The organism is Amycolatopsis sp. WQ 127309 (assembly GCF_023023025.1).
In the GTDB taxonomy this organism is placed as follows: Bacteria; Actinomycetota; Actinomycetes; order Mycobacteriales; family Pseudonocardiaceae; genus Amycolatopsis.
Window position 1 is genome coordinate 6,723,267 of the sequence record NZ_CP095481.1, and the last position, 19,075, is coordinate 6,742,341.

24 protein-coding genes are annotated in these 19,075 nt (G+C 72.2%); 14 read left to right on the plus strand and 10 right to left on the minus strand.

Translation table 11 applies throughout. The annotated features are described in order from the left end of the window. Positions 1 to 29 precede the first annotated feature (29 nt). Entirely contained in the window at positions 30 to 275 is a 246-nt protein-coding gene (locus MUY22_RS49500; protein WP_256476012.1) for a hypothetical protein, read from the minus strand. Between MUY22_RS49500 and MUY22_RS49505 the strand changes: the two genes are divergently transcribed. Both MUY22_RS49505 and MUY22_RS30605 read left to right on the plus strand, forming a co-directional pair. After that, complete coding sequence (locus MUY22_RS49505; protein ID WP_256476003.1) at positions 246 to 566, plus strand: FAD-binding protein; 321 nt, start codon at positions 246 to 248, stop codon at positions 564 to 566. The genes MUY22_RS49500 and MUY22_RS49505 overlap by 30 nt on opposite strands. 8 nt (positions 567 to 574) lie before the next feature. After that, positions 575 to 2,044: a dihydroorotase family protein gene (locus MUY22_RS30605; protein WP_247050332.1), complete on the plus strand. Its 1,470-nt coding sequence runs from the start codon at positions 575 to 577 to the stop codon at positions 2,042 to 2,044. A 23-nt stretch (positions 2,045 to 2,067) separates the two neighbouring features. Here MUY22_RS30605 and MUY22_RS30610 read toward each other — a convergent pair whose 3' ends face one another. Together MUY22_RS30610 and MUY22_RS30615 are read right to left on the minus strand one after the other, a co-directional pair. Next, complete coding sequence (locus tag MUY22_RS30610; RefSeq protein WP_247050334.1) at positions 2,068 to 2,886, minus strand: IclR family transcriptional regulator; 819 nt, start codon at positions 2,884 to 2,886, stop codon at positions 2,068 to 2,070. A gap of 130 nt (positions 2,887 to 3,016) precedes the next feature. Beyond that, on the minus strand, positions 3,017 to 3,469 hold the full coding sequence (locus MUY22_RS30615) for a MarR family winged helix-turn-helix transcriptional regulator (RefSeq protein ID WP_247050336.1): 453 nt from the start codon (positions 3,467 to 3,469) through the stop codon (positions 3,017 to 3,019). An 89-nt stretch (positions 3,470 to 3,558) separates the two neighbouring features. On the opposite strand from MUY22_RS30615, the gene MUY22_RS30620 reads away from it, so the two are divergent. From MUY22_RS30620 to MUY22_RS30635, 4 genes are all read left to right on the plus strand, one after another. Further along, positions 3,559 to 4,419, plus strand: coding sequence for an alpha/beta fold hydrolase (locus MUY22_RS30620; RefSeq protein ID WP_247050338.1), 861 nt, complete (start codon positions 3,559 to 3,561; stop codon positions 4,417 to 4,419). 66 nt (positions 4,420 to 4,485) lie between these two features. After that, positions 4,486 to 5,940: an NAD(P)/FAD-dependent oxidoreductase gene (locus tag MUY22_RS30625; protein WP_247050340.1), complete on the plus strand. Its 1,455-nt coding sequence runs from the start codon at positions 4,486 to 4,488 to the stop codon at positions 5,938 to 5,940. Beyond that, the gene (locus tag MUY22_RS30630) at positions 5,937 to 7,007 is read left to right on the plus strand and encodes a hypothetical protein (RefSeq protein ID WP_247050342.1); all 1,071 of its coding nucleotides are present in this window, start codon (positions 5,937 to 5,939) and stop codon (positions 7,005 to 7,007) included. Before MUY22_RS30625 ends, MUY22_RS30630 begins: the two co-directional genes overlap by 4 nt. A 28-nt stretch (positions 7,008 to 7,035) precedes the next feature. Next, positions 7,036 to 7,635: a TetR/AcrR family transcriptional regulator gene (locus MUY22_RS30635; RefSeq protein ID WP_247050344.1), complete on the plus strand. Its 600-nt coding sequence runs from the start codon at positions 7,036 to 7,038 to the stop codon at positions 7,633 to 7,635. 54 nt (positions 7,636 to 7,689) lie between these two features. On the opposite strand, the gene MUY22_RS30640 is transcribed toward MUY22_RS30635, so the two are convergent. Genes MUY22_RS30640 through MUY22_RS30655 form a run of 4 tightly spaced genes read right to left on the minus strand, consistent with a single transcriptional unit; the run spans position 7,690 to position 11,089 of the window. Continuing rightward, positions 7,690 to 8,808 carry an alpha/beta hydrolase gene (locus MUY22_RS30640; RefSeq protein ID WP_247050346.1) on the minus strand — a complete coding sequence of 373 codons (1,119 nt, stop codon included), beginning with the start codon at positions 8,806 to 8,808 and terminating at the stop codon, positions 7,690 to 7,692. A 21-nt stretch (positions 8,809 to 8,829) separates the two neighbouring features. Continuing rightward, positions 8,830 to 9,819 carry an ABC transporter permease subunit gene (locus MUY22_RS30645; protein WP_247050348.1) on the minus strand — a complete coding sequence of 330 codons (990 nt, stop codon included), beginning with the start codon at positions 9,817 to 9,819 and terminating at the stop codon, positions 8,830 to 8,832. Continuing rightward, positions 9,816 to 10,697, minus strand: a complete 882-nt coding sequence (locus MUY22_RS30650) for an ABC transporter ATP-binding protein (RefSeq protein WP_247050350.1) — start codon at positions 10,695 to 10,697, stop codon at positions 9,816 to 9,818. The genes MUY22_RS30645 and MUY22_RS30650 overlap by 4 nt, the downstream gene beginning before the upstream one ends. Further along, positions 10,694 to 11,089: a GntR family transcriptional regulator gene (locus MUY22_RS30655; protein ID WP_247050352.1), complete on the minus strand. Its 396-nt coding sequence runs from the start codon at positions 11,087 to 11,089 to the stop codon at positions 10,694 to 10,696. The genes MUY22_RS30650 and MUY22_RS30655 overlap by 4 nt, the downstream gene beginning before the upstream one ends. Positions 11,090 to 11,237: 148 nt before the next feature. On the opposite strand from MUY22_RS30655, the gene MUY22_RS30660 reads away from it, so the two are divergent. From MUY22_RS30660 to MUY22_RS30680, 5 genes are all read left to right on the plus strand, one after another. Beyond that, positions 11,238 to 11,387 (plus strand): hypothetical protein, encoded by a 150-nt coding sequence (locus tag MUY22_RS30660; protein ID WP_247050354.1) that lies wholly within the window; start codon positions 11,238 to 11,240, stop codon positions 11,385 to 11,387. 49 nt (positions 11,388 to 11,436) lie between these two features. Then, positions 11,437 to 12,216: a hypothetical protein gene (locus tag MUY22_RS30665; RefSeq protein WP_247050355.1), complete on the plus strand. Its 780-nt coding sequence runs from the start codon at positions 11,437 to 11,439 to the stop codon at positions 12,214 to 12,216. Positions 12,217 to 12,298: 82 nt separating this feature from the next. After that, positions 12,299 to 12,778 carry a MarR family winged helix-turn-helix transcriptional regulator gene (locus tag MUY22_RS30670; protein WP_247050357.1) on the plus strand — a complete coding sequence of 160 codons (480 nt, stop codon included), beginning with the start codon at positions 12,299 to 12,301 and terminating at the stop codon, positions 12,776 to 12,778. A 1-nt stretch (position 12,779) separates the two neighbouring features. Further along, positions 12,780 to 13,877, plus strand: coding sequence for an NAD(P)/FAD-dependent oxidoreductase (locus tag MUY22_RS30675; RefSeq protein WP_247050359.1), 1,098 nt, complete (start codon positions 12,780 to 12,782; stop codon positions 13,875 to 13,877). Next, positions 13,874 to 14,533: a VC0807 family protein gene (locus MUY22_RS30680; protein ID WP_247050361.1), complete on the plus strand. Its 660-nt coding sequence runs from the start codon at positions 13,874 to 13,876 to the stop codon at positions 14,531 to 14,533. The genes MUY22_RS30675 and MUY22_RS30680 overlap by 4 nt, the downstream gene beginning before the upstream one ends. 12 nt (positions 14,534 to 14,545) lie before the next feature. Here MUY22_RS30680 and MUY22_RS30685 read toward each other — a convergent pair whose 3' ends face one another. Continuing rightward, the gene (locus tag MUY22_RS30685) at positions 14,546 to 14,902 is read right to left on the minus strand and encodes a hypothetical protein (RefSeq protein ID WP_247050363.1); all 357 of its coding nucleotides are present in this window, start codon (positions 14,900 to 14,902) and stop codon (positions 14,546 to 14,548) included. An 84-nt stretch (positions 14,903 to 14,986) separates the two neighbouring features. Here MUY22_RS30685 and MUY22_RS30690 point away from each other — a divergent pair, with 84 nt between their 5' ends. Beyond that, the gene (locus MUY22_RS30690) at positions 14,987 to 15,760 is read left to right on the plus strand and encodes a maleylpyruvate isomerase family mycothiol-dependent enzyme (RefSeq protein ID WP_247050365.1); all 774 of its coding nucleotides are present in this window, start codon (positions 14,987 to 14,989) and stop codon (positions 15,758 to 15,760) included. Positions 15,761 to 15,770: 10 nt separating this feature from the next. Here MUY22_RS30690 and MUY22_RS30695 read toward each other — a convergent pair whose 3' ends face one another. After that, on the minus strand, positions 15,771 to 16,652 hold the full coding sequence (locus MUY22_RS30695) for an aminoglycoside phosphotransferase family protein (protein WP_247050367.1): 882 nt from the start codon (positions 16,650 to 16,652) through the stop codon (positions 15,771 to 15,773). A 70-nt stretch (positions 16,653 to 16,722) separates the two neighbouring features. Here MUY22_RS30695 and MUY22_RS30700 point away from each other — a divergent pair, with 70 nt between their 5' ends. Continuing rightward, positions 16,723 to 17,484: an MBL fold metallo-hydrolase gene (locus MUY22_RS30700; RefSeq protein ID WP_247050369.1), complete on the plus strand. Its 762-nt coding sequence runs from the start codon at positions 16,723 to 16,725 to the stop codon at positions 17,482 to 17,484. A 10-nt stretch (positions 17,485 to 17,494) separates the two neighbouring features. On the opposite strand, the gene MUY22_RS30705 is transcribed toward MUY22_RS30700, so the two are convergent. Beyond that, complete coding sequence (locus MUY22_RS30705) at positions 17,495 to 18,058, minus strand: hypothetical protein (RefSeq protein WP_247050371.1); 564 nt, start codon at positions 18,056 to 18,058, stop codon at positions 17,495 to 17,497. 195 nt (positions 18,059 to 18,253) lie between these two features. On the opposite strand from MUY22_RS30705, the gene MUY22_RS30710 reads away from it, so the two are divergent. Then, positions 18,254 to 19,069 (plus strand): hypothetical protein, encoded by an 816-nt coding sequence (locus tag MUY22_RS30710; protein WP_247050373.1) that lies wholly within the window; start codon positions 18,254 to 18,256, stop codon positions 19,067 to 19,069. The last annotated feature ends 6 nt before the right edge of the window (positions 19,070 to 19,075 follow it).

Sequence of the window (19,075 nt, forward strand, 5' to 3'; positions counted from 1 at the left end):
GGCCGCCGCTTCGGCAACGAGACCCGCGGCTACTCCGAGTACGCCGCCGAGCTGGCCGCGCGTCCGGGCTCGACCGGCTGGATCGTGCTCGACGAGACGATCTTCGAGCAGTGCCAGCCGTTCCAGGACTTCCGGGACACGGTCGCCTCCGGCGCGCTGGTCTGGGCCGACGACGTCGCCGGGCTGGCGAAGCAACCGGTCTGCCGCCGGACGCGCTGGCCGAAGAACTCACCACCGCGGCCGCGATCGCCCGCGGCGAACGCGACGACGAGCACGGCCGCACGAACTGGGAGCGTCCGCTGTCGGGCCGCTACGCCGCGGTGCGCGTCGTGCCCGCGCTGTTCCACACCCAGGGCGGGCTGCTGGTCGACGAGCACGCCACCGTCGTCGACCCCCAGGACCGCCCGATCCCCGGGCTGTACGCCGCCGGCGGCGCCGCGGCGAGCATCTCCGGCCACGGCGCCGCCGGCTACCTGCCTGGCAACGGCCTGCTGCCCGCCTTCGGGCTGGCCTACCTGGCCGCCGGCGACGTCGCCCGGCGCCGAACCAACGACCCCGCAAGCTGAGGAGAGACATGGCAACGACGGAACTGCTCGTGAAGAACGTCCGGGTCGTGCGGCCCGACGACGCCGACGGGGCCGAGCCGGAACTGCTGGACATCGCCGTGAACGACGGCACGATCACGCGCGTGGCGCCGGACCAGCCCGCGGCCGACGCCGCCCAGGTCGTCGACGGCCGCGGGCTGCTGGCCTTCCCCGGCGTCGTCGACGCGCACCAGCACTGGGGCATCTACAACGAGCTGGCCACCGACACGCGCCCCGAGAGCCGCGCGAGCGCGCAGGGCGGCGTCACGACGTCGCTGACGTACATGCGCACCGGCCAGTACTACCTGAACAAGGGCGGCAGCTACCGCGACTTCTTCCCCGAGGTGCTCAGCGCGTCCGAGGGCAACGCCTACGTCGACTACGCCTTCCACCTCGCGCCGATGAGCTCGCAGCACATCTCCGAGATCCCTTACCTGGTCGAGGAATTCGGCGTCACGTCGTTCAAGATCTTCATGTTCTACGGCAGCCACGGCCTGCACGGGCGCTCCACCAGCCAGAGCGACTTCCTGATGATCCCGCCGGACGAGCGCTACGACATCGCGCACTTCGAGTTCGTGATGCGCGGGGTCCAGCAGGCGCGCGAAGTGCTGACGGAGTACGCGCCGCACCTGTCGCTCTCGCTACACTGCGAGACGGCGGAGATCATGACGGCCTACACGAAACTGGTGGAGCAGGACGGTTCCCTGTCGGGCCTGCGGGCCTACAGCGCGTCGCGGCCGCCGCACTCCGAAGGCCTGGCCGTCACCATTGCGTCCTACCTGGCGCACGAGACCGGGCTGCCCAACATCAACCTGCTGCACCTGTCGTCGGAGAAGGCGTTGTCGGCCGCGCTGACGATGGGGAAGGCGTTCCCGCACATCGACTTCCGGCGCGAGGTGACGATCGGGCACCTGCTGGCCGACGTCGACACCGCGTCGGGCATCGGCGGCAAGGTCAACCCACCGCTGCGCGAGCGCGACGACGTCGAGGCACTGTGGCGGCACGTGCTGGCCGGCGACGTCGACTGGGTGGTCAGCGACCACGCGTGCTGCCGCGACGAGCTGAAGTTCGGTTCGGACCGTGAGGACGTCTTCCTGGCGAAGTCCGGTTTCGGCGGTGCCGAGTACCTGCTGCCCGGCCTGGTCGGGGAGGGCACGAAGCGGGGCCTTTCGCTGCAGCGGATCGCGCAGCTGACGTCGCAGAACCCCGCACGCCGCTACGGCCTGCTGAACAAGGGCACGATCGCCGAGGGCTTCGACGCCGACTTCGCGCTGGTCGACCCGGACGTCCGCTGGACGGTGCGCGCGGCGGAGTCGGAGTCGACGCAGGAGTACACGCCGTTCGAGGGCTTCGACATGACGGCGAAGGTGACCGACACGTTCGTCCGGGGAAACCACGTGTTCGCCGACGGCAAGATCACCGGCGACCCGGTGGGCCGCTACCTCAAGCGCGGCAGGTGATCGGGGGCGGCCGGTGGGTTTCCCTACCGGCCGCCGGACTCCTGCAGCCAGGCCCAGCTCTGCCGGATCTCCGCCGCGGCTTCGCGCACGAGGTCGCGGTAGCGGCTCACGGCGTCGGGGGTGAAGCGGTACTGCGGGCCGCAGATGCTGATGGAGCCGTGCACCTCACCGTCCGGCCCGAACAGGGGAGCGGCGACGGACCCCGCGCCGGGCTGCCGTTCGCCGAGCGACACGGCGACGCCGTCACGGGCCACCTCGGCGAGGGCTTCGCGCAGCTGCTCGGCGGTGGTGATCGTGTGCTCGGTCAGCGCGGGAAGTTCCCGGTGCAGCAACGCTTCCCGGCGGTCTTCGGCCAGCGACGCGAGGATCACCTTGCCGGAAGAACCGGCGTGCAGCGGGAACCGCCGGCCCAGTTCCACGGTCATCTTGATCTCACGCGGGCTCTCGAACTGGTCGAGGTACACCCGTTCGTCACCGACCAGTCCGGACAACGTGGTGGTTTCCCCGGTCTCCTCACGCAGCCGCCGCAGCACGGGTGTGGCGGCAACACGCGCGTCGAACCGGCGCAGAGCACTCGCCCCAAGAGCGACGGCCGCGGGCCCGAGCCGGTAACCGGCGACGCCGGGATCGGTGGCGAGCATCTCGCGCGAGACGAGCGACTGCAGGATCCGGTAGACGACGGCCTTGGAGAGGTCCAGCTCGCGGCTGATAGCGCTGACGCCCAGGTACCGGGGCCCACCGGTGAAGAGCAGCAACACATCGGCCACCCGCGCGGCGGCCTCGGTACCAGTGTTGTCCGACGCGGCGGCGGGCTTGCGCCCGGCGGTACTGTTGACGGCCAAGCCGAGAGACCTCGAATTCCGGATCGTTTCGCTGACAGGAACGATTTCGGGCGTAATCGTAGCACTTTCGCGCGCAAGCCGGAGTTCGTTCCGTCCAGCGATACAACTCTGTCGCCGCGGTGTCCGGGCGCTACTCGGGTGCGTCGACGACCGGGGTCGTTCCCGCGGTGAGCCGGGTCAGGTGCGCTTCGAGGGCCGCCAGCTCGGCCGGGCCGATCTCCGCCGCCCAGCGGTTGCGGACCTCGTCCAACAGGGTGCCGCCGATGCGCATCATCTCGTGGCCGTGGGGCGTGACCCGCAGGCGCTTGCGGCGGGCGTCGGCCTGGTCGGCTTCGCGCTCGACGTAGCCCAGGTCCTCCAGGATGGCGATCCGCTGGGCCGCCGCCTGCTTGGTGACCGACAGGTGCCGGGCCAGCTCCGACGCCGTGTCGGCGCCGTTGTCGACCGCGCGCAGGGCGAACTCGTCGGCGGGGCGGACCTTCGGGTGCCCGTGGTCGGCCAGCTCCATCGAGACGTCGTCCACCATCGACCGGAACCCGCGCAGCAGCAGGAGCGCCAGCTCGGCACCCGAGGATCGCTCCATGGGCAGAGCATAGACAGCCGGCACCATGGACAAGCGCCTTGTCTATCGGTAGCTTGGACAAGCAGCTTGTCCATCAATGAAGGAGTCCCATGAACCTCCCCGGCGTCGACCACCACCGCGTGAACGTCAACGGCACCGAACTGCACTACGTCACCGCGGGGGCGACCGGTTCGCCCGTCCTCCTGGTGCACGGCTTCCCCGAGTCCTGGTGGGTCTTCCACAAACTGATCCCGCTGCTCGCCGCGCACCATCGGGTGTTCGCGGTCGACCTGCGCGGCTTCGGCGACTCCGACGTCGCGGGCGACGACCACGACAGCGTCACCGCCGCGAACGACCTGGCCGCCCTGATCACGGAACTGGACCTCGGCCCCGTCCACCTGACCGGGCAGGACGTCAGTGGCGGCACGACGTTCCGGCTCGCTGCCACGCGTCCGGAGCTGGTGCGCAGCTACGCGGCCATCGAGACCGGCCTGCCCGGGTTCGGCGTCGAGGCGCTGGCCGACGTCACCCACGGCGGTGCCTGGCACATCGGCGTGCTCGTCGCGCCCGGGATCCCCGAGCTGCTGCTGGCCGGGCGCGAACGGGAATTCCTCGCCGGGTACGCCATTCCCGCGCTCAACGCCACGCCGGACGCGTTCACCGACGCCGACATCGACGAGCTCGCCCGCACCTACAAGCGGCCCGGCGCGTTCCGGGGCGCGAGCGGCCTCTACCGGTCGATGCTCCGCGAAGGCGACGAGATCCGTGAGCTGGCGAAAGAGAAGCTCGGGATCCCGGTGCTCACCGTCAGCGGCCGGCCGGGCGAGTTCCTGCCGTCGACGATGCGTCAGGTCGCCACGGACGTGACGACCGTGACGCTCGACGGTGTCGGGCACTACGTGGCCATGGCGGCACCCGGGCGGCTCGCGGACGCGATGCTGCGCTTCTACCGCGACGTCGAGCTTCCTTGACACGCACCCGGCGTCATTCATACATTCGACGTCCATCTGTATGAATGACGCTGGGAGTTGATCCGCATGCGGCTCGGCAAGACGGCCGTCGTCCTCGGCGGCAGCGCCGCCGGTCTGTGCAGCGCCGGGGCGCTCGCCCCCTACTTCGACCAGGTGCTGGTGCTGGAACGCGACGAGCTGCCCGCCGAGGCCGAGCACCGCCGGGGCGTGCCGCAGAGCAAGCACCCGCACTTCCTGCTGAACTCGGGCCGGCGCGCGATCGGGGCACTGTTCCCCGGCTTCGAGGACGACCTCGTCGCCGCTGGGGGACTGCACCTGATGCCGTCCCTGGACGCCGCCTACCTCGACGGCGCGGGCTGGTCGGCCCGCAAGCGCAGCGCGATGACGATGATCTACAGCTCGCGGATCCTCATCGAACGCGTGCTGCGCGACAAGGTGCGCGGCCTGGCCAACGTCGTCGTCCGCGAAGGCGTCACCGTGAGCGGCCTGACCACCCGCGACGGTGCGATCACCGGTGTCGTCACCGCCGATGGCGGCGAGGAGCCCGCCGACCTCGTGGTCGACGCGCTCGGCCGCGGCTCCTCGGTCAGCGCGTGGCTGGTGGCGGCGGGCTGGCCCGAGGTCGAGGCGCGGACGCTCGACGCCAAGGTCACCTACACCTCACGCTGGTACGACCTGCCCACCGAACGGCCCGCGTCGTGGTGGTGGCAGCACCTGGTGATCATGCCGACGCCGGACCAGGGCGAACACCCCGCCGAGCACGACTTCCTGGTCAACTTCTTCCCGATCGAAGGCGACCGCGTCATCGCGTGCATGGGTTCGTGGGGGCTCGAGATGCCGCGCACCACCGACGCCTTCGTCGAGACGGCGCGCCGCGTGCGGACGCCGTTGTTCGCCGCCGCGATGGACCGGTGCGCACCCACCTCGGAAGTGCACCTGACGCGCTCGACGGGCAACAAGTGGCGCCGTTACGACCGGCTGCCCGGTCCGCCGCGGGGGCTGGTGTCCGTCGGGGACTCGATCTGCGCGTTCAACCCGTTCTACGCGCAGGGCATCAGCTCCGCGGCGGGCTCGGCTTTGCTGCTGCGCGAGCACCTTTCCCGCGCCGGAGCGCTCGACGCCGGGTTCGTGCCGAGGTTCCTGGCCGCGCAGCGCAAGCTGCTCGGCGTGCCGTGGTCCCTGGCCATGGCGCGGGACCAGGGTTACGCGTGCGCGGCCGGCACGGAGAAACCGCCGGAGTGGCGGCGGCGCATCGTCGCGGCGTTGTCCGCGCCCGCGTTCAGCCTCATCGTCGGGGCCGCCCGGGAGTACGAAGTGGTCGACGAGCACTTCGCCAAGGTGTTCAACCTCGACGAGTCGCTGGGGGAGATGCTGCGGAACCCGCGGGTGCTCGCCGGGCTCGTGCGCTACCGCCTCCGCGCCGCGCTGGGGCGGCACCGGGTGCCCTTCGGGTTCGACCCCCAGGCCGAGCCGCCGGCCACGGACTACTCGCCGGCCGCGGCACCGGCCGGCGCCCGGTGAGCGACGGCTGCGGACCGGACGCCGAGGCCGTCACCCGCACCCTCGGTTTCGACTGCCACGACGTCGCCCCGGTGGTCTCGGTCCGCGCGCCCTGGGACCTCGCCGATCCGACGATGCCGCTGCTGGAGGTGCTCATCGTCGGCGGCGCCGTGTTCGCGCTGGTGCACGCGCTGCGCCGGTACCGCGCCGGCGACCCGGTCAACCTGGCGCTGTGGTGGGCTTCGCTGGTCTACCTCTTCGTGACGGAACCGCCGCTGTACTTCCCGGAGTGGTTCGGCCTCGATGAGGTGTACGGCTTCATCTTCGCCCACAACCTGTTCACCGTGCAGCTCATGGGGGACCGGCTGCCGCTCTACATCGTCGCGTTCTACCCGGTGATCAGCCAGCTCGCCTACGAAGTGGTGCGCTCGCTCGGCGTCTTCCGGCGCCGCGGCCCGCTGCTCGCGTCGGTGGCCGTCGCGTTCGTGTGCCAGCTGTTCTACGAGGTCTTCGACCAGCTCGGCCCGCAGCTGAGGTGGTGGGCGTGGAACCCGGGCAACGACCTCGTCAACCACCCCGCGCTGGCGTCGGTGCCGATGACCAGCATGCTGCTGTTCGCCTCGGTCTCGATGGGCGGCCTGACCTACCTCGTCGTCCGGCTGGCCGGCACCGGCCCGCGACGCGGGTGGCCGCTGGCGTGGCGGGTGCTGGTGGCCGGTGTCCTGACGCCGTTGACGATGGCGCTCGGCGGCCTCCCGTCGAGCCTGTTCACCGGGAACGTCACCGCGCAGGCCTGGGTGCTCGGCGTCGAGCTGGCCCTGCTCTGGGCGGCGGGCGCCTGGATCGTCTTCAGAAGCCGGGGGAAGCCCGAGCCCCTGTCCGCCTTCGTCCGGATCTACCCCGCCGTCTACCTGGGCGGCCTGGCCGTGTGCTGGATCCGCGCGCTGCCGGCGTACTTCGCCGCGACCGGCGGCGTCACCGGCGACGGCACCCCGATCGGCAGCGGGCTCTACGCGCTCGGCTGCTTCGCCGCGGCCGGCCTGCTGCTGACCGCGCTCCACCGCGCCCGCCGACCTGCTCCCGGCTGAGGCTTCCGGCTCGGGGAAGATGGACCGCATGGGGTACCACGGCTGGCGGGGCAACCCGCCCGGCACCGAAGACGAGGCACGCCGCCGCATCGTCGAAGCGGCGACGGCGTGCCTCGACCGGGCCGGGCTCGCCAAGACCAGCCTCTCCGACGTCGCCGCCGAGGCCGGGGTGACGAGGCAGACCGTCTACCGCTACTTCCCGGGCCTGAAGGACATCCTCCGCGCCGTGGGCCTGGCCGGCGTCGAGGAGTTCGCCGGGCGGATGGCGCGGCACCTGGCCTCGTTCGGGACCGCCGCCGAAGCCGCCGTGGAGGCGGTGGTGTTCGCCGTCCGGACGGTCCCGGGCGAGCCCTACCTCGGCCTGCTCCTGCAGGCGGGCGAAGGCGAGTACTTCACCGCCGGCGTCACCTCGCAGCTCGCCTTCTCGGCCGGGGCGGGGATCCTGCGCAACGTCCCGGTCGACTGGGCCGCGGCCGGCGTCGAAACCGACGACGACCTCCAGGGCCTGGCCGAGATCCTGATGCGGTTGTTCCTGTCGTTCCTGCAGTACCCCTCGACCCCCGCCCCCACCGACGACGAGCTGCGTGCGCTCGTCCGCCGCTGGCTCGGCCCGGCGCTGGGCGGCTGAGCTCCGCCAGGGCCGGCCCCGGCCCCCAGGCCCGGGGCCGGCCCTCGCTCCCCGTCAGCGGATGAAACTCACCTCCGGGTAGGCGGGCGACGGCGCGGCCAGCAGGGGCTGGGGCCGGCAGCGCAGGTGCTGCTCGAAGAACGCCCCGGCGTAGGCCCGCGTGATCGCCAGCGCGCGGGTCCCCTCGATCGACGCGCCGATGTCGACGCCCAGCTGATCGGCCAGCACGCCGAGGTCGGTGAACGAGCTGTGCACCGTGCCCGACACCATGAGCCAGCGCTTCCAGCCGGTCAGGTGCGGCCAGTCGGTTTCCCAGTCGTCGTACGGGTTCGGCGTGCCCGGGGTGTAGTCGTCCATGCTGCCCAGGAACAGGACCGGCCGGGACAGCCCGGACGCGGGCAGCGGGACGTGGGTCGAGCCGTCGATGTCGATCCCGGCCCGGACGCGCGGGTCGGCGAGCATCGCCTGCAGGGTGTTGGCGCCGCCGGCGGAGTGCCCGGCCATGCCGACCCGCTGCGGGTCGATCAGCGCGCTGCCACGCCACTTCGGGTGCGGGCCGATCAGCGCGTCCAGCACGAACGACGTGTCGGCCGACCGTGTCGCCGCCACCTTCTCCCAGATCCCCGGCTGGTCGTCGACGTCGCAGGCGGCGCAGCCGGTGACGTGGCCGTCGGGGAAGGTGGTGGCGCGGTTCTCGTAGGTGTGGTCGATGACGGTGACGACGTAGCCGTGGCTCGCCAGGTCCTCGGCCAGGCCGCTGAGCACGGCCCGGGGCTGGGTCCAGCCCGGTGACAGCACGACCATCGGCAGGCTGTGGCGCCGCCCGGCCGCCGGCGCGTCGACGACGGCGTTGGTCCGCACGGTGCTCAGGGCGTCCAGCGGCAGGCCGGGAATGCCCTCCCGTTCGAGGTTGCGTTCGGACTCCAGCGGCGTCATGTACGGCTTCGCCGGCCCGTGCGCCGAGGCCGCCGGGTAGAAGACGGAGACCATCAGCTCCCGGTAGGGCACCGACGGCACCCAGGGATCCGGCCGTGAAGTGTCCACAAGCGACAGTGAGGCGACACCGACCGGTTGCGACCCGGTCGGTCTGGGCAGGTGCGGTGTCGTGCTCGCCGCGGCGGGTGTCGCGGACAACGCGAGACCCAACGCGGTGGCGACAACGAGTGTGCGCATGGTTCCCCCAGCGGGATCGGATCAGGACAGGTGGCGGATGCGCCGGTAGCAGAACCAGGTGAGCAACGCCGACACGGCGAGGAGCAACGCCAGTTCGAGCCACTGCAGCGGCCAGAACCGGGAGCCCGGCTGGTAGGTCAGGCGCTGGTGGTAGCCCCGGGTGTCCAGCTGGGCCATGCAGGCGTCGACGCCGCGCGGGTCCGGTGGGCCGCCCCGGTCGCCCGGCTTCGGCACGCAGTTCTGCACGAAGTCGGGCAGCGGCGTGACGACGTTCCCGGCCGGGTCCACGGTTTCGTCGGCCAGCAGCCAGACGCCGGCCGGGGTCTCCACCCCGATCTCCTCGATCACCCCGTCGCCGTTCCCGCTGATGTTCCTGATGGCCGAGTTCCCGATCGAGACGTCCTGCTGCACCGCGGGCAGGAGGTACGGGCGCACGTACAGGGGGACGGCGAGCAGCACGGCGGCGAGCACGACGAGGGTGACGGCCATGGCCGCGACGGTCCGCCGCAGCACCATCCCGACGGCGACACCGAGGACGAGTGCGAAGACCGCGTACCCGACCGGGACGACGCCGCGCGCGGCGAACACCACCGGCGAGATGCGGGACAGCGTTTCGCCGTTGGTCGCCGAGCTCGCGAGCGCGTCGATCGGGGACGCCCACCACGTGACCGCCAGGCTCAGCACCCCGGCCGCCACCATCGCGGCCGGCACCCCGACCAGCAGCTTGGTCGTGAGCCACCGCTTGCGGGTGATCGTCTGGTTCCAGACCAGGTTGTGCGTGCCGTGCTCCAGCTCGCGGGTGATCATCGGCGCGCCCCAGAACAGGCCGATGACCGCGGGCAGCAGGTACAGCGCGAGGATCGTGCCGCCGAACAGCGTGTCCTGGTCCGAGAAGTTCGTGCGGCCCACCAGGTCCGGGCCGGTGATCGCGAGGATCACGGCGATCAGGAGCAGCGCGGCGAACACCGCCAGCGCGGGGACGCGGATCTGGCGCCAGGCCAACCAGGTCATCGGAGCACCTCCAGGGCGGGACGGGCGGCGGCCGGGTTGCTCATGTACTCGAGGACGAGGTCCTCCAGGCTGAGCTGCCCGACCGTCCACACGGGATCGAGAATGGGCGCTTCGGTGCGGACGAGCACCGTGGTCTGGCGGTCGGTGTGCGTCGCGGAGACGACGTGCTGGTCCGCGGGCAGGGTCTCGACGTCGCGCAGCGGCCCGGACAGGCGGTGGTGCGTGGCGAGCAGCTCGTCGACGTCACCCATCACCCGGACCTGGGACGCCACCAGCACGACGAGGTGGTCGCAGACCCGTTCGAGGTCGTTGACCAGGTGCGAGGACATCACGACCGACAGCCCGTCCTCCGCGACCGCCTCCATCAGGACCTGCAGGAACTCCCGGCGCGCCAACGGGTCGAGCGCCGCGACCGGCTCGTCGAGCAACAGCAGTTCGGGACGCTTCGCGAGGCCGAGGGTGAGCGCCAGCTGGGCGCGCTGGCCGCCGGACAGCTTGCCCGCGGGCTGTTTCGGGTCCAGGCCGAGCCGTTCGATCCGCTTCGTCGCGAGCGCGGCGTCCCAGCGCGGGTTGAGGTGGGCGCCGAACCGCAGGTGCTCGTCGATCGACAGGCCCGGGTAGACGGGCGTGTTCTGGGCGACGTACCCGACCTTGGCCAGCTGGTCGGGCCCGCTACCGGGCACCCCGCCGCACACCTCGATCGTGCCGGTGGTCGGCTCGAGCATGCCGGCGGCGATGTTCAGCAGGGTCGACTTGCCGGCGCCGTTGGGGCCGACGAGCCCGGTGACGTGGCCGGCCTCGATCTCGAGCGTGCAGCCGGTCAACGCCCACTCGCGCTTGTACTTCTTGCCCAGTCCCTGGGCGCGCAGGACGGTCACGCTATGTCCTCTCTTGCGGAGTCGCGAAACGTGGACATCAACAGGGCCTCGATGCTCTCTTCGTCGAGACCGGCCTTGCGGGCCTGGGAGAGCCAGCGGTTGAGGTCGCGGCGCAGCGGCCCGATCGCCGCGAACGACACGCCGTTGCCGAGCGTCGCCGTCACGAACGTGCCGACGCCGGGCCGCGCCGAGACGAGGCCGTCGTGCTCCAGCTCCCGGTAGGCCTTCAGCACGGTGTTGGGGTTGATCGCGAGGCCCGCGACCACGTCCTTGACCTTCGGGAGCTGGTCTCCCTCGTTCAGCAGGCCCAGGCGCAGCGCGTGCCGCACCTGCTGGACCAGCTGCTGGTAGGGGGACAGGCCCGACCGGGCGTCCAGGTGGAATTCGATCATCGGCAACTCCATTTAACTAGGTGACTAGCACTATAGCTAAACAGGCGACGCCGGCGCCAGTACCCCCTGTCTCATAGTGAGACCCGGGCGCTACGGTGCTCTGTGCTGTGATCGGAAGGCCTTGCCGGGCAACGAAAAGGGGTGCCGGATGCCGGAGGTCGTGAACGGGTCTCGCCGAGCCGGCGCCGCGGACGACGCACCGCGGGCCGAGGCCGAGCCGCACCTGGAGTGCCTGGAACGCGCCCGCCGTGACCTGGCCCCGGCCGGCTGGCAGATCGACGGCCTCGCCGACGAGTGAGGCCCGGCCGGCGTGCCTCCGCCCGGTGGACCGGCCGTAGGGTGACCGTGTGCCCGAGGACGCGAACCCATGGCCGCTCGCCCCGTCCGGCACCACCGACTGGTTGCGGGAGAGGTGCGGCGACGGCCTGACCGGGTTCATGCCGCCGGCGATGCCCGACGCGGCGTGGGTGCTCAACGCGATGTACGAGCACGAGCGAGGGCCGGGCGAGACGTCGTACGACGAGTACCGCCAAGCGCGGCTCGCGGACGGCACTGCCCGGCCGCGCGTGATCGGCGGCGTCGACATCGAAACCGGGAGCGTGGCCACCGGCGGCGGACTGGGTCGCGCCGAGCACCCCGGCGCCGGCTGGCGACGGCTGCGCTGGGCGGAACTCGCGCAGCGCACCGGCGACCCCGTCGTCCCCGAGGGGCTGCTGCCGTCGTACCGCTGTTTCCCCTCGGTCAGGAAGGCCGGCAGCTGGCCGCTCGGCATCATCCCGCCTGCCGAGGGCAGCCTGGACCGCGAGACCTGGACGCGGCTGATCGGCATCCTCGCCGAACACGGTCCCGCGGGCCCGAACACCCGCTGCCTGGCCTACTACAGCCCGCTGACGCTCGGGGCGACCGACTTCGAGCATCGTCACGTGCGGGCGGGGACGCTGGGTGACGCCGAGAGCTTGTACGACGATTCCGAGGTCGGCTTCAGCCCGTCCAACCTCTGGGCCGAGGACCGCTCGTGGTGCCTCTGCACCGACTACGACCTGTGGGCCACCAAGGTCGCCGGCCCGCCGTCCCTGGTCGGAGCACTGCTGAGCGACGCCGAGATCGAAGCCTTGCGGGTGCCCTGAAGCGTTGACGAAAGATCAGGGTCATCCCTGAACTTCTCGCGAACCACTTGTTTGCGTGGCGCAAATAGTGCACGGTGGGGTCATGCCCCACGACTACGAGGACCTCGAGCAGGTCGTCTACCCGCTGATGCGGATCGGCCAGGCGGTGCGCCGCGCGCAGAACAAGGCCGTCGATCCGACCCGGCAGGCGATCCTGCAGCAGGCGGCCGTCAAGCAGCAGGTGCGGCCGTCCGAGCTGGCCGCCGAGCTCGATCTGTACCCGTCGTCGATCACCCGGCAGACGCGGTCGCTGGAGGACGACGGCCTCATCGCGGTCGAGGCCGATCCGGCCGACCGGCGCTCCTGCCTGATCTCGCTCACCGAGGCCGGCTGGGACGAGGTCCGCGCGTTGACCCGGATCGGGCTGGACCGGTTCGCCGACTTCATGGCCGGGTGGGACGCCGAAGACGTGCGGACGCTCGGGCGCCTGCTCACCCGGCTCGAGACCTCGGTCGACGAGGCCAAGCGCCGCACCCAGCGGCCCGGTGGCCGGCCGTGGCAGCAGCGGACCGGGGGCGAGTGACGTGCGCGTGCTGATCGCCGGGGCCGGCGTCGGCGGCCTGTGCCTCGCCCAGGGACTGCGCGCGGCGGGGGTGCGGGTGAGCGTCTTCGAGCGCGACCCGGACCTCGGCGAACGCGACCAGGGCTACCGGATCCACATCGACGGCCACGGCGGCGAAGCGCTGCGCCGCTGCCTGCCCGAGCACCTGTACCGGCGTTACCTGGCGACGTCGTCGGTGCCGGGCGCGGGCCGGATCAGCACGCTCGGCACCGACCTGACCGTGCTCTCGACGTTCGACGTCGGCAGCGGCGGCGAGCACAGTGCCGTCAACCGCCGGACCCTGCGCCAGATCCTGTTCACCGGACTCGAGCAGGACGTCCACTTCGGACACAAGGTGACCGGGGCGGACCAGGACGAGCACGGCGTGCGCGTCCGGTTCGCCGACGGCGGTGAGGTCCGCGGCGACGTGCTGGTCGGCGCCGACGGCGTGCACTCCGCGGTCCGGGTGGCGGTCGCCCCCGGCAGCGCGCCGATCGACACCGGGCTGCGCTGCGTCTACGGCCGGACGCCCCTGGCCGCGTTGCCGGACCTGCCCGCCCGGTTCTTCGACGGCTTCACCGCGGTGGCCGGCGGCCGGGCGACGCTGGCCCTCGCCACGTTCCGGGCGCGCACCCCGGTCTTCCCGCCGGAGCTGACCCCGGTGGCCGACTACCTGATGTGGGCGGTGGTCGGCGCGGCGCCGCAGGAGCGGGAACCCGCTGCGCTGCACCGGTTCGCGCAGGACGTCGTCCGGGGCTGGCACCCGGAGCTGGTGCGGATCGTGGATCACGCCGACGTGCCCGCGACGTTCCGCACGCCGATCCGGACGTCGCCACCGGTCCCCGAATGGCCGGCCGGGCGGATCACCGTGCTCGGCGACGCGATCCACGTGATGCCACCGTCGGGCGGGGTCGGCGCGAACACGGCGCTGCGGGACGCGGCGTTGCTGGCGGCGGCGCTGGCGGGCGATGATCCGCTGGCCGCGATCGCCGCGTACGAAACGGAAATGCGGGAGTACGCCACGGCCGTGGTGCGCCGCAGCAACCAGGCCGCCGGAGTGAAAACGGGGGAGAACCGATGAAGGGGAGAATCCGCGTACTGGCACCGTTCGCGCTGGACCTGGTGCTGCCGATAGTGGCCTACTGGCTGCTGCACACGGTGGCCGGGCTCAGCCCGTTCTGGGCGCTGGGCATCGGCGGCCTGGCCACGATGGTGAACGCGATCATCACGACCGTGCGCCGGGGCAAGCTCGACGGCTTCGGCATCCTGGTGGTGATCGAGGTGGCGCTGTCGGTGGTCCTGCTGTTCGTCAGCGACGACCCGCGGGTGCTGCTGCTGAAGCCGGCGTTCTACGTCGGCGTGGCCGGGGTGTACGCGCTGGGCAGCCTGTTCGTGGGCCGCCCGCTGGTGTTCGAGGCCGGAAAGCCGTTCGCCACCCGGGGCGACCCGCGAGTGGCCGAGGCCTACGACCGCAGCTGGGCGGTGTCCGAGCCCTTCCGTACGGCGATCCGCGCCGTGACGCTGGTGTGGGGCGCAGGCTTCCTGCTGGACGCGGTGCTGCGGGTGATCATCGTCTACAGCTTCGCACCGGCGGAGATCACGGACTCGCTGCTGCTGTCGCAGGTGCCGTTGATCGCGGTGCTGGTGGCGATGATCGCCTACACGCGCCTGCGGATGCGCAAGGTCCGCCCGATCCTGCTGGCCGAACGCGACCGCCAGCCGGCCGATCGGCACTGACCTCCCCGCGCATCACAGCCACCGCAGCGCGGCGTCGACGCAGTCCTCGGGGGTGCTGTCGAAGGCGATGGCCGCGCCGGGTGTGTGCCGCCGGACCAGGTTGATCACCCTCTCGAAGAACCCGAGCAACGGTTCGTGGGTGCGGATGCCGCCCCCGATCACCACGCAGCCGTAGTCTGCGGCGGTCAGCGCGGTCACGAGCGTTTCTTCGGCGTCGCCGTCGAGCGTCAGCAGGCACCAGTCGGCCTCGACACCGTGCTCTACGAAGCGCGCCCGGCCGCGGGCGATCGCCGCCTGGACCGGCGCCGGGTCCCAGCCGTCGAGCTTGGCCGGATCGAGTCCGACCACCAGCACACGTCCCGTTGTCACGCGTCCTCCTCGGGCGAGCGGCGCTTCCTCACCGGAAACGGTGATCAGTGGAACACACACGTCCCCTCGGGAGTTGAGCGTGGCATGAGTCAACTCGTGGACCGCACCATCGCCGCCCTCCGCTCCGAGCACGACACGCTCGCCGGCCTCGTCGGCGGCCTCACCGACGACCAGCTCGCCACCACCAGCGGTGCCTCCGAGTGGACCGTCGCCCAGGCGCTGTCCCACCTCGGCAGCGGCGCGGAGATCGGCCGCGCACCCATCGCCCGCGCCGCCGGGGAGACCGTGGCGGCCGAAGACAACCAGACGATCTGGGCCCGCTGGGACGCGTCCGCGCCGCGCGCGCAGGCCGAGGGCTTCCTGGAGCACAACGCCCGCTGGCTCGACACGGTCGAGGCGCTCACGCCCGAGCAGCGCTCGTCGCTGACCGTCGACCTCGGCTTCTGGCCGGAGCCGGTCCCGCTGCTGACCGCGCTGGGCATGCGGTTCAACGAGGTGGCCAACCACTCGTGGGACGTGCGCGTCGCCTTCGAGCCGGACACCGGCGTGGACCCCGGCTCGGCCGAGGTGCTCGTCGAGCTCCTGTCCGGGCCGGTGGGCTTCCTGCTGGGCTTCCTCGCGAAGCCGGCCGAGCTCGCGGACCCGGTGTCGGTCGCGGTCCCCGGCGGCGCGCTGGTGATCGACGACGCCGTCACCCTGGTGGATCACCTGGAGGCGCCGACCGCGACGTTCGACGGGCCGGCGGAGGCGTTCGTCCGGCTGATCAACGGCCGGCTCAAGGCGCCCTACGACAAGGGCGTCACCGTCGAGGGCGGCGTCACGCTCGACGACCTGCGCCGCGTGTTCCCCGGCTTCTGACCGGCCCGGTTCACCGGGTCAAGGCGAGCAGCTCGTCGATCACCGGCTCCGGACCGTCGTGGGTGAGGTGCGCGATCGCGAACATCGGCGCGACCACGCGGCTCCACGCGTAGAGCCGGTCGCCGTCGAGCCCGCACGCGGCCGCCACCCGCCGGCACCGGGTCTCGACCCCCTCGAGCCCGGCGCCGGCGACCACGTAGTCCACGGCGTCGAAGCACGGATCGCCGAGGCACGCCTTCGGGTCGATCGCGACCAGACCCCGCGACGGGCCGCCGTCCAGGGCGTTGCCGAGGTGCAGGTCGCCGTGCAGCAACACGACGGTGTCCTGCGTGTCCAGCAGTGCCTCGCAACGCCGGATCGCGCGGTGCCAGGTGGCCTGGCCGATCCGGGCGCCGATCGCCGGGTCGGCCAGTTTCCGGCCGATCCGGGCGAAGGACTCGTCGAACCGGCCGCGCAGGTCCCACGGCCAGTCCGCGGGCGGGGCCACGGCGTGCAGCGCGGCGAGCAACTCGCCCCACAACCGGGGCAGTGCCGTCTGCGGCAGGTCTTCGGCCTCGGTGCCGGGCCGGATCTCCTCCAGCACCATGGCCCCGGCCCGCGGGTCGGTGGCCAGCACGGCCGGCACCCGGCCCGAGGCCGCGAACACGCGCAGCATCTCCGCCTGCTTGGTCAGCAGTGTCCGATCCGGACTGAGCTTGAGCACCGCGGGTGTCCCGTCCGGCCGGCGGCAGCGCAGGACGACGGACGCGGCGCCGCTCGCGAACACCTCACCGAGCTCGAGGCCCCACCGGGCGGCCAGCCGGGCCGCGAGGGCGGGGACGTCGGCGAGCCACCCCGCGGCCCCGGGACCGAACCGGTCCACCAGCCCTACGCGCACTTCGTCCAGGTCCACCCCGGCAGTTTGCCACCGCCGACGGGTGTCGCTTCTCGCGCCGGCCGGGGACATCTGGCAAAGTGGCCCGATGCTGAAGCAGGTGGCCGACGGGGTCTGGGTCCGGCAGAGCGAGTGGGTCTGGAGCAACGCCGTCGTCGTGCGCGGGGACACCGGGCTGGTCCTGGTCGATCCGGGCATCGACGGCGCCGACCTGAACCAGCTCGCCGACGACGTGGACGCGCTCGGCGTGCCGGTGGTCGCCGGGTTCTCGACCCACCCCCACTGGGACCACCTGCTCTGGCACTCCCGCTTCGGCGATGTCCCGCGCTACGCCACCGCCGCCGGCGCCCAGGTCGCGGGTGAAGCGCGCGAGCGGGCGCAGAAGATGGCGGAGGAGAGCGCCACGGGCATCCCGCTCGAGCTGATCGGGCTCCTCACCCCGCTGCCCGCGGACGGCGGCCCGGTGCCGGGCGAGATCCTCGAGCACCAGGCGCACACCATCGGCCACGCCGCGATCCTGCTCGCCGACCGCGGCGTCCTGCTCGCCGGCGACATGCTCTCCGACGTGCTGATCCCGCTGCTCGACCCCCGCCGCCCCGACCAGCTGAACGCCTACGAGGCGGGCCTCGACCGGCTGGCCGAGGCGTCCCGGCGGGTCGACGTCGTGGTCCCCGGGCACGGCGCCGTCGCCGAGGGCGCCGAGGTGGCGGGCCGCCTCGCCGCCGACCGCGCCTACATCGAAGCCCTGCGGCGCGGAGAAGAACCGGTCGACGCGCGCCTCGAACAGCACGACTGGCTTTCCGCCCCGCACCAGATGAACCAGAAGCAGGCCGGCCACACCTCCGGCTGACGGACGTTTCCTAGTTCGCGCCGAACCGGTGTGCACCGGCCGCGGACGCCATGAGGGTCATCGGCCAGCGGACGTCGCCGGGCTCGTCCCGGGTCCGGCGGCGCAGCACGGTGTCCAGCTGCTCGCCGGTGAGGCGGCCGCCGGTGGCGACGCTCTGGCGCACCAGGGAACGCGTCTCCTCGTCCGCCGAGGCGTGGTCCTGCTCCCACAGCTTCAGCGCGTGCACGGCCGCGCGGCGTGACAGGTCCGGGGTCGCCGCGTACCAGTGGCCGGTCTTGCCCGGCGGCGAATCGGTGGGCACCCGGCGGCCGAGCCGTTTCTGCTTCACGCGCGAGTCCGCATAGGCGGCACCGGCGCTACGCCACTGCGCCCGGCCGGCTTCCAGCGCCGCCAGCGCATCCAGGAGGGCCCGCTCGTGCCGCTGGTACGGGCCGGCGAGCTCGGCGAGGAAGCTCAACGTCGCCCGGTGGCCGATCGGGTGGTAGAGGCGCACGCACGAACACAGTGCCGCGACGCGCTGACCGTGGGCCAGCCGGCCGTCCCGCACTCTGCGTGCTCGCTCGCCGAACCCCATTCCGGCAGCCTACCGAGCGGCATCCACCGGATTACGCCCATTGGTGCCGCCCGGGCGCTACAGAAAGACGCATTCAAGAATTGCAACCACTGAATCGAGTGAATCCGCAGCGTTCGCAGTCACGGACGGCTGGCGGCCACGTACGGTTGTTGTTTCCACACCTCTGATCCGAGCTGTCAAGCACGGACGGACGGTGTGCGTTCCGGGCTCTACCAAGACAAGGCGGCGAGCTACGGCATGCAAGCGGACAGCCCGCTCGACTGGGAACTGTCCGAGTGGCAAGGGACGACGATCATTCGCCCGTCCGGGGTACTGGACGTCAGCACCTACGGGGTGCTGCGTGACGCGCTGCTCAAGTGCGCGGCCGACCAGCCCCGTGCGGTGATCGTCGACCTCGAGGCACTCGTGATCACCAAGGATCACCTGACCAGTGTCTTCGTCGCCGTGTGGCTGCGGATCTCGCAGTGGTCGACGGTGGCGCTGGTGGTCGTCCCGGGCTCGGCGCACGCGGCCCTGGCGCGGCACGGCCCGATGCGGCGCTTCGTGACGGTCCGGCCCACCGTGCTCGACGCCCTGGCCGGGCTGGGTGACCCGCCGCCGCGTCGCCGCACGGAACTGTGGTTGCCGTCCTCACCGCGCAGTGTGGGCGCGGCGGCGCCGTTCGTCACCGACACCTGCGGCAACTGGGACATCGACGCACTGGGGGAGCCGGCGGTCACGGTGGCGGGGGAGCTCGTGGCGAACGCCGCCGAACACGCGCATTCGCCGGCGCGGTTGCGGTTGGAGCTGCGGCTGGGCCGGCTCACCGTCGCGGTCGCCGACGACGACGTGCGTCCGGTGTCGCTGCCCCGGGCCGGCAAGAGGTCGCCGGAGCCGCGCAGCGGGCTTCCGCTCGTCGCGCACCTCGCGCACGCCGCGGGCTGGTCACCCCGGCAGTCCGGCGGGAAGATCGTCTGGGCCGTCCTCCGGCCGCCGCACGCGCAGCCGGTACCGGTGCCCGACGGCGACTGAGCCGGC